At 61.9% G+C, this 11994-nt stretch carries 13 protein-coding genes; 8 read left to right on the top strand and 5 right to left on the bottom strand.

Annotation, left to right across the window (positions count from 1 at the left end):
• Together gluQRS and dksA are read right to left on the bottom strand one after the other, a co-directional pair.
• Positions 1–543: tRNA glutamyl-Q(34) synthetase GluQRS (gene gluQRS / locus AAAB16_RS10280; RefSeq protein WP_340663239.1), on the bottom strand; the 543-nt coding region annotated here is incomplete at its 3' end.
• Positions 544–606: 63 nt separating this feature from the next.
• Positions 607–1050, bottom strand: a complete 444-nt coding sequence (gene dksA, locus AAAB16_RS10275) for an RNA polymerase-binding protein DksA (protein ID WP_110616943.1) — start codon at positions 1048–1050, stop codon at positions 607–609.
• A gap of 197 nt (positions 1051–1247) precedes the next feature.
• Here dksA and AAAB16_RS10270 point away from each other — a divergent pair, with 197 nt between their 5' ends.
• Positions 1248–2420 (top strand): pyridoxal phosphate-dependent aminotransferase, encoded by a 1173-nt coding sequence (locus tag AAAB16_RS10270; RefSeq protein ID WP_340663238.1) that lies wholly within the window; start codon positions 1248–1250, stop codon positions 2418–2420.
• Positions 2420–3127, top strand: a complete 708-nt coding sequence (gene sfsA / locus AAAB16_RS10265; protein ID WP_340663237.1) for a DNA/RNA nuclease SfsA — start codon at positions 2420–2422, stop codon at positions 3125–3127. The genes AAAB16_RS10270 and sfsA overlap by 1 nt, the downstream gene beginning before the upstream one ends.
• Here the strand turns inward: sfsA and AAAB16_RS10260 are convergent, their stop codons facing one another.
• Both AAAB16_RS10260 and AAAB16_RS10255 read right to left on the bottom strand, forming a co-directional pair.
• Complete coding sequence (locus tag AAAB16_RS10260) at positions 3128–3451, bottom strand: Rieske (2Fe-2S) protein (RefSeq protein WP_340663236.1); 324 nt, start codon at positions 3449–3451, stop codon at positions 3128–3130.
• A gap of 56 nt (positions 3452–3507) precedes the next feature.
• Positions 3508–5703, bottom strand: a complete 2196-nt coding sequence (locus AAAB16_RS10255) for a TonB-dependent hemoglobin/transferrin/lactoferrin family receptor (protein ID WP_340663235.1) — start codon at positions 5701–5703, stop codon at positions 3508–3510.
• A 137-nt stretch (positions 5704–5840) separates the two neighbouring features.
• On the opposite strand from AAAB16_RS10255, the gene AAAB16_RS10250 reads away from it, so the two are divergent.
• The 6 genes from AAAB16_RS10250 (at position 5841) to AAAB16_RS10225 (ending at position 11369) form a co-directional block, all read left to right on the top strand.
• Positions 5841–6572 (top strand): TonB family protein, encoded by a 732-nt coding sequence (locus AAAB16_RS10250; protein WP_340663234.1) that lies wholly within the window; start codon positions 5841–5843, stop codon positions 6570–6572.
• An 18-nt stretch (positions 6573–6590) separates the two neighbouring features.
• Positions 6591–7673 (top strand): ChuX/HutX family heme-like substrate-binding protein, encoded by a 1083-nt coding sequence (locus tag AAAB16_RS10245; protein ID WP_340663233.1) that lies wholly within the window; start codon positions 6591–6593, stop codon positions 7671–7673.
• 125 nt (positions 7674–7798) lie between these two features.
• Positions 7799–8698: an ABC transporter substrate-binding protein gene (locus AAAB16_RS10240; RefSeq protein ID WP_340663232.1), complete on the top strand. Its 900-nt coding sequence runs from the start codon at positions 7799–7801 to the stop codon at positions 8696–8698.
• Positions 8695–9732: an iron ABC transporter permease gene (locus AAAB16_RS10235; protein WP_110616936.1), complete on the top strand. Its 1038-nt coding sequence runs from the start codon at positions 8695–8697 to the stop codon at positions 9730–9732. Before AAAB16_RS10240 ends, AAAB16_RS10235 begins: the two co-directional genes overlap by 4 nt.
• Positions 9732–10499, top strand: coding sequence for a heme ABC transporter ATP-binding protein (locus tag AAAB16_RS10230; protein ID WP_340663231.1), 768 nt, complete (start codon positions 9732–9734; stop codon positions 10497–10499). The genes AAAB16_RS10235 and AAAB16_RS10230 overlap by 1 nt, the downstream gene beginning before the upstream one ends.
• Before the next feature lie 9 nt (positions 10500–10508).
• A complete protein-coding gene (locus tag AAAB16_RS10225) occupies positions 10509–11369 on the top strand; it encodes a ChaN family lipoprotein (protein WP_340663230.1) in 861 nt (286 codons plus the stop codon).
• Between the two features lie 63 nt (positions 11370–11432).
• Here AAAB16_RS10225 and AAAB16_RS10220 read toward each other — a convergent pair.
• A partial coding sequence (locus AAAB16_RS10220; protein WP_340663229.1) for an extracellular solute-binding protein occupies positions 11433–11994 on the bottom strand: 562 nt, incomplete at its 5' end.

The raw sequence follows: 11994 nt of genomic DNA, 5'->3' as shown, positions 1-11994 counted from the left end.
GGCATCGTCCAGCACCACGGCCAATTGATAGGCATACAAACCATCGCGACGACGAATGACAAAGTCGCCGACATCGCGGCCCAGGTGCTGGCGGTAGTCGCCCTGTACGCGGTCGGTAAAGTGGTATTCCAGCTCCGGCACGCGTAGGCGAATCGCGGCGCCTTCCTGGCCATGCCCGGCGTTGCGGCATAACCCGGGGTATACACCTTGGTAGCCTTCAAGCTGTTTGCGTGAGCAGGTGCAGGCATAGGCCAGCCCTTGGCTAAACAGGCGTTGCACCAGGCTTTCGTAGGCGTCGTGGCGGTCGCTCTGGCGCACCAGTTCGCCGTCCCATTCAAAGCCGTAGCGTTCCAGGGTGTGCAAAATGGCGGCTTGGGCGCCGGGTACTTCGCGGGGCGGGTCGATATCTTCCATGCGCAGCAACCAGGTGCCGCCGCAGGCTTTGGCGTCGAGGTAGGAGGCAAGCGCCGCCACCAGGGAGCCGAAATGCAGGTAGCCGCTGGGTGTCGGGGCGAAGCGCCCGATATAGGCTGGAGTGGTCATACGCTAGCAATAGGCATGGCAGAGCAGAAATGAAGCGGGGCGCCTAAGCGCCCCGTTCTCAGATCAGGAACCGATCTGCTTTTCTTTGATTTCCGCCAGGGTTTTGCAATCAATGCAAAGGGTGGCGGTTGGGCGGGCTTCGAGGCGGCGGATGCCGATCTCAACACCGCACGAGTCGCACCAGCCGTAGTCGTTGTCTTCGATCAGTTGCAAGGTCTGGTCAATTTTCTTGATCAGCTTGCGCTCACGATCGCGGGCACGCAGTTCCAGGCTGAATTCTTCTTCCTGGCTGGCACGGTCGGCCGGGTCCGGGAAGTTGGCTGCTTCGTCTTGCATGTGATGCACAGTCCGATCGACTTCCTGCATCAACTCAAGTTTCCACTTGCCAAGAATATTGGTGAAGTGAGCCCGCATTGGGTCACTCATGTATTCCTCACCCTTTGTTTCTTTATAGGGTTCGAAGCTACGGTTGAGTGGGTCGTTCTTTGCTTTTGCTTTGGTGGGCATGGATGACCGCCTCTTAATCTCTCTAATCCACTGCGCAGGATTACTGTCCATTGCCGTCATTTATGCCGGCCCTGCGGCTGCAAGCGGGCGAACTTACCAGATCGCCTGCGGGTATGCCACTCCCGGTTGTCATCGTGCTGCTGTTTAGCCAACTGGTTGGGTAGAATCGCCGCCTGAACTTATATAAAGGAAGGCCGATGACTTCGCCCTACAGTGCTCGCAGCCGCGCTATCGAGCCTTTTCACGTGATGGCGCTGCTGGCTCGGGCCAATCAGTTGCAGGCCGATGGCCATGATGTGATTCATTTGGAGATCGGCGAGCCCGACTTCACCACCGCCGCGCCCATCATTGCAGCCGGTCAGGCCGCCCTGGCCAACGGCCATACCCGTTATACCGCCGCCCGTGGTTTACCGGCGCTGCGTGAGGCAATTTCTACGTTCTACGCGCAACGTTACGGCTTGAGCATCAGCCCCGAGCGAATTCTGATTACCCCCGGCGGTTCCGGCGCCTTGTTGCTGGCGACGGCGTTACTGGTCGACCCCGGTAAACACTGGCTGCTTGCCGACCCAGGCTACCCCTGTAACCGACACTTCCTACGCCTGGTTGAGGGCGCCGCACAGTTGGTGCCGGTCGGCCCGGATGTGCGATACCAACTGACGCCGGAATTGGTTGAGCGCCATTGGGACCGCGACAGCGTCGGCGCCCTGGTTGCCTCGCCAGCCAACCCCACCGGCACACTGTTGTCGCGCGACGAGCTGGCGGCGCTGTCGAAAGCCGTGAAAGCACGCGGCGGCCATCTGGTGGTGGACGAGATCTACCACGGCCTGACGTATGGCGTAGATGCCGCCAGCGTGCTGGAAGTCGACAACGATGCCTTTGTGCTCAACAGCTTTTCCAAATACTTCGGCATGACCGGCTGGCGCCTGGGTTGGTTGGTGGCGCCGCCGCAAGCGGTGGGCGAGTTGGAGAAGCTGGCGCAGAACCTGTATATCAGCGCACCGAGCATGGCCCAGCATGCGGCACTGGCCTGTTTCGAGCCCGACACACTGGCCATTCTCGAAGAGCGCCGTGGCGAATTTGCTCGTCGTCGTGACTTCTTGTTACCAGCGCTGCGCGAGTTGGGCTTTGGCATCGCCGTGGAGCCGGAAGGTGCCTTCTATTTATATGCAGACATCAGCGCCTTTGGTGGCGACGCCTTTGCCTTCTGCCAGCACTTTCTGGAAACCGAGCATGTGGCCTTTACTCCGGGCCTGGATTTCGGCCGTTACCAGGCCGGGCACCATGTGCGCTTTGCCTACACGCAAAGCCTGCCGCGGTTACAGGAAGCGGTAGAGCGGATCGCCCGTGGCCTGAAAAGCTGGCGGCCCTGATGCTGTTTAACCCGCCGTTAGAACAAGGGCGCCTGATCCGCCGCTATAAACGCTTTCTCGCCGATATCGAAACCAGTAGCGGTGAGCTGCTGACCATTCACTGCCCGAACACCGGCTCGATGTTTAATTGCATGGTCGAGGGCGGTGCGCTGTGGTTTAGCCGCTCTAACGACCCCAAGCGCAAGCTGCCCGGCACATGGGAATTGGCTGAAACCCCGCAAGGCCGCTGGGCCTGTGTAAACACGGCGCGCGCCAACCCGTTGGTGGAAGAGGCGTTGCGCGAGGGCGTGATTAGCGAGTTGGCCGGCTTTACCACGCTTAAGCGCGAAGTGCCCTATGGCGAAGAAAACAGCCGCATCGATTTTCGCCTCGAGTACCCAAGCGGCCCGGCGTATGTGGAAGTAAAAAGCGTGACCCTGGGCTTTGACGGCACGGCAGTGGCGGCTTTTCCCGACGCTAAAACCCAGCGCGGCGCGAAGCATATGCGCGAGTTGGCCAGCCTGGCGCGCCAGGGCATTCGTGCGGTGCAGTTGTACTGCGTGAATCTCTCCGGCATTGCAGCGGTGCGCCCGGCTGAAGAAATCGATGCGGCCTATGCCGCCGCTGTGCGTGAGGCGAAAGCGGCGGGTGTGGAGGTGCTGGCCTATGGCGCGGTGCTGACGCCGACCGAGATTCGCCTGACTCATCGGCTAGACGTGCAGCTGTAATCAGTCGGGCAGGGCGAGCCAGATGCCGCTGGCATCTTCGCGGCAGTCCAGCGCGCTCAGGGATTCGCCTTCGCACGGCCCCGTTACACATTCCCCCGAGTCAATCAGAAACAGCGCGCCATGGCGGGCGCACTGGATCAGGCTACGACTGCTATCGAGAAATTCATCCGCTTGCCATTCCAGGGGCACGCCCTTGTGCGGGCAGCGGTTTACGTAGGCGTACACGTGGCCGTCTTTGCGCACCGCCAACAGCTTTATCCCGCCCAATAAAAAGCCCCGGCTTTGACCTTCGGCCAAAGATTCCGGGGCGCAGAGAAACTGCATAGTCAGGCGCCTCCAGGTGAGCGCGGATTATCCCGCGCGCCTGGGCCTGGCGATAGCTAGATTTCCCAGATGAAGTTCACCGCAGCGTGGCGACCGGGTTGCGAGTAACGCGCCAGGCCCTGGTTCAGCGAGGTCAGGCCACGCACGTCACCCCATTGCCAGTATTCCTTATCGCCCAGATTGAAGAGGCCGGCGTTGACGGAAAACTCGTCGGTAACTTGCCACCAGCCATTCAGATCGAGCAGGCCGTAACCGGACGGTTCGTACTGGCTGGCGGTTTGCGTTTCGTCGACACGGTCTTTGGCTGCGACCAGGGTCCAGCTCAGATCGCCGCCGAACTTGCTGCCCGGGTCGGTATAGCCAATGCCAAATACACCTTTGAGCGGGTCGACGCTATTGATCGGCTGGCCCGTGCCTTCGTCTTTACCACGGGCGTAGGCCAGCGAGCCGATGGCTTTCCAACCTTTGGGCGTCAGACCCAGTTCGTCGAGGAACAACTCGCCTTTGGCTTCGGCGCCGCGAATGGTCACGCGGTCTTTGTTTACGTACTGGAACTCGCCCAGCGGGAAACCGGCCACGCTGGACGCCCGGGTGATCTGCTCGATGAAGTCGTCGTAACGGTTGTAGAACGCCGCCACGCCAAAGCTGCCGACGCGGTACTTGCCGCGCAGGCCGGTTTCCCAGCTGTCGCTGGTTTCCGCTTTGAGGTTGGTGTTGGCCAGGGTGCGGTACAGGCCGGGGTTAACGAATTCGCCAAAAATTTCTACCGCCTGTGGTGCACGGAAGCCGCGGGCGTATTGGCCGTAAGCGCTGAGCTCGTCGTTGATTTGGAACGTAACCCCAAGCTTTGGCGAGATCGCGTGGTCTTTGAAATTATCCGGGTTGGCGTCGGTGGCCTGGCTGTTCAGGTACTCGTCGGTGGCGTGGGGTTTCATCTCGTAGCGGTCGTAACGCACGCCCGGCAGGATGGCCCAGCGGCCAAAGGTAATGTTGTCCTGCAAAAAGGCCGCGTATTCGGTGGTGGTCGGGTCGGGGAAGTCGCTGGTGGGCAGAATTGGTGTGGTCACGCCGGTGGCTTTTACCGTTTCGCCGCCTTCGCGCAGGTCCGAGTTCTTTAGGCGCTTGAGGTCCAGGCCATAGGTGACGGCGTTTTGCACCGCGCCAATGGCGAACGTCTTGTCCAGCTTGGTGTTAAGCACCCAGAGTTTTTCCTCGTAGTGCGAGTCGCGCGTGCGATAGCGCGGCTGGCCGCCGACCACGCGGTCTTCATAGGTGCGCTGGCGGGTTTGGCTGTCTTGGTAACTGAGTTGGGTTTGCAGGTTATCCACCAGCAGGCTGTCGAGCGCGATGCTGTGGTTTAGCGAGTAGCGCTCGCGGTCCACGCTGTCTTCGGCTTTTTGCGTGCGAATGGCGGCGGTGTTGCTGTAGTTGCTCAGCACATTGGTGTCGGTGTCGTCGGCGAAGCGCTCGTAGGTCAGTTGCAGGCGCTGGCCTTCGGCGTAGTTCCAGCCGAACTTGGTCAGCAGGTTGTCGGTGGTGTAGTCGACCGGGTTTTCATCTTCGCGAGCGGCGCCAATGCCACCACGGCCACCGTAGCTGTCAACGGCACTGCCGGTGCGGCGGCCGATATGCACCAGTGCATCGACCGGGCCCTGGCGGCCGGCGAGCGTGGTGCTGCGCAGCCAGCTGTCATCGGAACCGTCGTAGCCGGTTTTCAGCCGGGCGTAGGCGTCGTCGCCTTCGTCCAGGTAGTCGGCGGCATCTTTGGTCAGAAAGCTGACCGCGCCGCCAATGGCATCGCTGCCGTACAGCGACGAGGCGGGGCCACGGATGATTTCGACTTGTTTAACGGTGTCGGGGTCAACGTAATCGCGTTGGGCGCTGAGGAAACCGCCAAAGGAAAAAGCGTCCGGCATGCTTACGCCGTCCACTTGGGTTAGCACGCGGTTGCCGCCGATGCCGCGAATGGTGAAACCGGACAGGCCGAAGCGGCTACCGCTGCCACTCACCGAAACGCCTGGTTCGTAACGAACCAAATCTTTGATGTCTTTGACGTTCTTCTGGTCGATATCGCGCTCGGTCTGCACCGACACCGTGCTCGGCACTTGGTCGAGGGTTTGCTCGGTGCGGGTGGCGGTGACGGTAACGGTGTCGAATTGTGTCGGCGTCTTATCAGCGGCAACAGCCAGCGACGGTGAGAGCAACAGCAAGACCAGCCAAGGCTTGTGGGCAAAGGGCGGACGAAGGGACATAGATCTACTCCTAGATCGTGAGCGTCAGATGGCTGCGTTGGCCACCGGTTTGATATCGGGGCGGAAACTTAGCTGTCTTGACATTCAAATGCAAACAATTATCAAATAGATTCGTATCTGGTAAATGTCGGCATGCTATGGCCCGTTTCGCCCTGTATTTCCTGCTTTCGCTTGCGCTGCATGCAGTGGCGAGCTTGTTTCTGCGCGAGTCTGTCGTAGAGGCGGGACGTGCCCAGGATTTAGCTAAACAGCAGCCTGCGGTGATGTTGATTCAGTTGCCGCCAGCGCCATTGCCCGCTGCGTTGGCGATTACACAGCCGGTTGCAGTGCCGCCAACAAAACCCGTTGTAGAACCGGTGGTGACACCGCCGCCAGTGCCCAAGCCGGTGATCGTTGAACGCAAAGTCGAGCCGCGCCCGCTGGCCAAAGTAACGCCGCCGAACGTGTCGCCACAGAAAGCCGCGCCGCCCAAACCCATCGAGCCCAAGGTTGCTCCCGGCCCGGAGGTTGCGCGCGTGGAGTTGCCTAGCGCCGCTACGTCGGCAGGGCCGGCAACGCCAACGCTGGCGCCGGTGAAAGAGGTGTTCAGTCGCGCGCCGAGTTTTTTACAGCCGCCCGAGCGGCCGCGTTATCCGAGTTTGGCCAAGCGCCGAAATCAGCAGGGCGTGGTGTTGGTCGAGGTGCGTCTGGATGAGCGCGGCCAGCAACGGGCTTTGCATATCGTGCAGTCCTCCGGCGTAGAAAGCCTGGATGAGGCGGCCTTAAAAGCGGTGTCCGCCTGGCAGTTCCGTCCTGAAACCAGTGACGGCCGAGCGGTCCCCAGCCGCGTGCAAATACCTATTGAGTTCGCCCTGACGGCGAGCCGTTGATTGATCGAGGAGTTGTCCATGACCAGCCACATTCAGGCGCAAGCCCCAGCCGCCAGCAGTGCCACTGATCTCTACCAAGCCTGGCAAACGCTACGCGCTGAGCAGCCAAAACTGCGTGCCCGCGATGCTGCCGCGCACCTGCACGTCAGCGAGGGCGAACTGGTCGCCAGCCGCCTGGGCGTGGATACCGTGCGCCTTAATCCAGACTGGGCGGCGCTACTGCCGGCACTCGGCGAGCTGGGTTACATCATGGCCCTGACGCGCAATGAAGACTGCGTGCACGAACGCAAAGGCTACTACCGCGACGTCACCGTTATGGCCAACGGGCAGATGGGCCTGGTGGTGTCGCCGGACATCGACCTGCGCTTGTTTCTCGGCGGCTGGGCCAGCGTATTTGCCGTCTCGGAAGAAACCGGCAAAGGCACCCAGCGCAGCATTCAGGTGTTCGACCACCAAGGCGTTGCGGTACATAAAGTCTTCCTCACCGAAGACAGCCATGAAGCCGCCTGGGCGCCGCTGCTGGAGCGTTTCCGCGCCGAGGAGCAAACCTCGGTGCTGGAGCTCAAGCCCATGCCCGCCCCAGTCATTGCCAAGCCAGATAGCGAAATTGACGTTGAGTCGCTGCGTGAAGGCTGGGCAACGCTGAAAGACACCCACCACTTTTTCGCCTTGCTGAAAAAGCACGAAACCACTCGCACCCAGGCCCTGCGCCTGGCCGGCACTCAATGGGCTGAACCATTGGCGCCGGCTGAGCTGGCCAAGCTGATGGAAGCCGCGGGTGAGCGCGCCGTGCCGTTGATGGTGTTTGTCGGCAACCGCCACTGCATTCAGATTCACACCGGCACGGTGAAAAACCTGCGCTGGATGGACACCTGGTTCAACGTTCTGGACCCCGAATTCAACCTGCACCTCAAAAGCCAATCGGTAAAAGAGCTGTGGCGCGTACGCAAGCCGAGCAGCGATGGCGTGATCACCAGCTGGGAAGCGTTCGACGCCAATGGCGAGCTGATTGTGCAGCTGTTTGGCGCGCGTAAACCTGGTGTGCCCGAGCTCAACCAATGGCGTGAGCTGGCCGAGGCCGCTGCCGTTCTGCCGGCCTGATTAGCGCTAACGCAACCGGCCAGCGCCTCCTTTATAGAGAAGGCGCTGGCCGGTTTTTATGCACAGCGGCAACAACGCTGGAGTACGCCAGTGCCGCTCTGTGGTCCGAATTAATGGAGTTTTTTATGCGTGTAACTGCCCGTATTGCCAGCCTGTGTTGCGCTGTTTTATTGAGCCAGTCGCTAAGCGCCGCCGAGGCCCTGCCGCAGCGCTGGGTCAGTGCCGGGGGTTCGATCACCGAGTGGGTGGTGGCGCTGGGCGGCCAGGGCAAGCTGGTGGGCGTGGATACCACCAGCCTGCATCCGCTTGAGTTGAAGAAATTGCCGAGCATTGGCTACCAACGTCAGTTGGCGGCTGAGGGCATTCTGAGTTTAAAGCCGGACTTGTTGCTGGGCAGCGAAGAGATGGGCCCGCCGCCAGTGCTGGCGCAGGTCAAGAGCGCGGGGGTAACCGTCGAGGCGCTGCCGACCAAGGCTGACCTAGCCACCCTGGAGCACACCCTTACCCGCATCGGCGCGCTACTTGGTGATGGACCACGCGCGGCCAAGACGTTGGCCGACTACCAGCAGCGTCTGGATAAACAAGCGCAATGGGTAGCCAGCGCGCAGGCCGGCAACCCTGCTCCCACCGTTCTGTTGTTGCTGTCCCACGCCGGTAGCAGCCCGATGGCGGCCGGGCAAGACACCATCGGTGCCTGGCTGATCACGCAGGCGGGCGGTCGCAGTATCACCACGCACAGCAGTTACAAAGCGCTGTCCACCGAAGCGTTGCTGGCGCTGGACCCCGAGGTGATTATTTTTGCCGACCGCAGCATTGCCGGGCCCGAAGCCAAGGCCGCGCTGCTCAAGCAAAATCCAGCACTGGCCGCGACCCGCGCAGCGAAAAACGACCGCTTGCTGGCGCTGGACCCGACCTTGCTAGTCGGTGGTTTGGGCCCGCGTATTCCCGCTGCACTGGCGGTGCTCGGTGCAGCCTTCTATCCTGCCGCGCAACCCCTGACTGCCGACGCTAAGCCGCAACCATGAATCCAGTTGTACTTCCGCGCTCACTGTTTATTGCACTGGGCCTGCTGCTGGCGCTCGCGCTGCTGTTATCGCTGGCCCTCGGCCCGGTCAGTTTGCCGTTGCTCGATACCCTCAAAGGCGCGTTGCGGGTGTTCGGCGCGCCGATTACCGGAGACGGCCTGGAGCAGGCCGAGCTGATCATTGGCCAAATCCGTATGCCGCGTACCTTGCTCGGCTTGGCGGTGGGTGCGGTGCTGGCATTGTCGGGCGTGGCGATGCAGGGTCTGTTCCGTAACCCATTGGCGGACCCTGGCTTGGTTGGGGTGTCCAGTGGCGCGGCGCTGGGTGCGGCAGTGGCCATTGTCGGCGGGGCCTGGCTGGGCGGTCTGCCCGAGGCCATCGCGCCGTACTTACTGTCGGCCAGTGCCTTTGCCGGCGGGCTGGTGGTGACGGCGTTGGTGTATCGCTTGGGCAGCCGTAACGGCCAGACCAGCGTGTCGACCATGCTGCTCGCCGGTATCGCCCTGACCGCCTTGGCCGGCGCGGTGATTGGCTTATTCACCTATTTGGCCGACGACGCGACGCTGCGCACCCTGACCTTCTGGAACCTCGGCAGTCTTAACGGCGCCAGCTATTCGCGGCTGTGGCCGTTGCTGCTGGTCACCGTGGCCGTCGGCCTGTGGTTGCCCAAACGGGCGAAGGCGTTGAATGCATTGCTGCTGGGCGAGTCCGAGGCGCGGCATCTGGGGTTCGAGGTGGAGCGGGTTAAGCGCGAGCTGGTGTTCTGCACGGCGCTGGGCGTCGGCGCGGCGGTGGCAGCGGCCGGCATGATTGGCTTTATTGGCCTAGTGGTGCCGCATTTGGTGCGCCTGCTGGTGGGGCCGGATCACCGGGTTCTGCTCCCCGCGTCGGCAATGGCTGGCGCGGCGTTGTTGCTGTTCGCCGATGTGCTGGCGCGGCTGGTGCTGGCGCCCGCTGAGTTGCCAATCGGCATTGTTACCGCGCTGATCGGCGCACCGTTCTTTCTTTATCTGTTGCTGCGAGGTCGCGCCTGATGCTCTGTGCAGAAAAGCTCGCGGTTCAGCGCGGTAGCAAGTTGGTGCTCAGTGGCATCGACCTGGCCTTGCAGCCGGGCGAGGTGCTGGGTGTGTTGGGGCCAAACGGTGCAGGAAAAAGCACGCTGCTGGATGCCTTGAGTGGTGAGCTGCGGCCCAGCCAGGGCCAGGTGACCCTCGATGGGCGGCCGTTATCCGCCTGGGTTGGACCGCAGCGTGCGCAGCGCCTGGCGGTGTTGCCGCAAACCTCGACGCTGAACTTTGCTTTTCGCGTCGAGGACGTGGTCGGCATGGGTCGCCTGCCGCACGCCACTGGCCAGGTCCGCGATCAGCAGATTATCGCCGAGGCGTTGGCAGCGGCCGATGCCGGGCATCTGGCTGGGCGTAACTACTTGGAGTTGTCGGGTGGCGAGCGTCAGCGTGTGCACCTGGCGCGGGTGCTGGCGCAGCTATGGCCAGGGGCTAGCGGGCAAACACTGCTGCTGGATGAGCCAACCTCAATGCTCGATCCGTTGCATCAACACACCACGTTGCAAGCCACCCGCACTATCGCTGCCAGTGGCGTGGCGGTGCTGGTTATTCTTCATGACTTAAACCTGGCCGCGCGTTACTGCGACCGGGTGTTGCTGCTGCACGGCGGTACTGCGCATGCGCTTGGCACGCCCCATGAGGTGCTGCAAGCCGAGCCACTGCAGGCGGTGTTCGACCTGGAAGTGCTGGTGCAGCGCCATCCCGAGCGCGGCCACCCGTTGATCATTGCCCGATAAGGACTTTCCATGCGTGTTGTTTTGCTGCTGTGCGTACTTCTGGCCGGTTGCCAAGCCTTGCCGCCACTGCCGACCTGGCAAAGCCCCAATGGCCGGGAGCATGCCGACCTCGGGGTAATCCGCGATCTACGCAGTGGCGAGGTCCTGACACCTGAGCAATTGGTTAAGCGCCTGGCGCCGGCCCCGCAGGTGTTGGTCGGCGAGCAGCACGACAACCCCGACCATCACGCCTTGGAGCTGTGGCTGCTGCAAGCGCTGGAGCAACAACGGCCGCAGGGCAGTGTGCTGTTGGAAATGCTTAACCCGGATCAGCAAACCAAGGTTGATAACGCGCGCGGGCAGAGCATTGCCGATCTGCCCGCCGCACTGGCCTGGCAGAAGAACTGGGAGTGGTCGCTGTACGGTCCCCTGGTGCGCCACGCCTTGGCGCAGCCGTATCCCTTGCTGGCGGCGAATCTGGATCGCAGCGAGATCATGGGCATTTATAAAGCCCGCCCGGCGTTAGACGGCTCGGCCTCGACGGCAGCCAGCGTGCAGGCGCCATTGCTGGAGCAGATTCGCGAGTCACACTGCGGCCTGCTGCCGGAAGATCAACTGCCGGCCATGCTTGCCGTGCAGCAACAGCGTGATCGACGTATGGCGCAGCGGCTGTTGGCGGCACCGCAACCGGCGTTGCTGTTTGCTGGCGCGTTTCATGTGCGGCGTGATTTGGGTGTGCCCTTGCACCTGGCCGATCTTGGCGCGGGGCCGGGCAGCGTTAGCCTGGTGTTGGCGGAAGTGGGCAAACCGGTGTCGGCGGCAACGGCGGACTTTGTTTGGTACACGCCGGCGTTGCCAGAGCAGGATCACTGCGCGGAGCTGCGCCGCTAGTTTCAGCCGATTTGCCAAACCCCGCTGTTTAGCGGGGCTGGCGTTTTGCTTCGCGGGTTTAACTCAAATGCCGGACTTGATGGCGCTCCAGTTACGGGTAATCACGCGCATGGCGGCTTGCGACGGCGGCAGGCTGACAAACATTTTTCCGATCAGCTTTTCGTCCGGGTAGATCGCCGGGTTTTCCCGCACGGCCTGGTCTTGCAGCGCTTGCGAGGCGGTGTTGGGGTTGGCGTAGTGCAGGTAGTTGCTGATTTTGGCGATCACGTCCGGGCGCATCAGGTAGTTGATAAAGGCGTGGGCGCCGGCTGCGTTTTTCGCGGTTTTCGGAATGGCCAGGTTGTCGAACCAGATATTGCTGCCTTGCTCCGGCAGGCTATAGGCGACGGTGTTTTTGTTGCCGGCATCAATCGCGCTTTGCCGCGCTTGCAGCACGTCGCCAGAGAAACCGATGGCCACGCAAATATCACCATTGGCTAGGTCGGCAATGTACTTGGTGGAGTTGAAGTAGGTGATCGACGGCTTGAGGGTTTTCAGCAGCGCGGTGGCGGCGGCGATGTCCTCGGTTTTTTCGCTGTTGGGGTCTTTGCCCAGATAAAGCATGGCCAGGGGAATGATCTTGGTC

It is taken from the genome of Pseudomonas sp. (genome assembly GCF_037994325.1).
Lineage (GTDB): Bacteria > Pseudomonadota > Gammaproteobacteria > Pseudomonadales > Pseudomonadaceae > Aquipseudomonas.
This window is presented reverse-complemented; position numbering and strand designations above follow the sequence as displayed.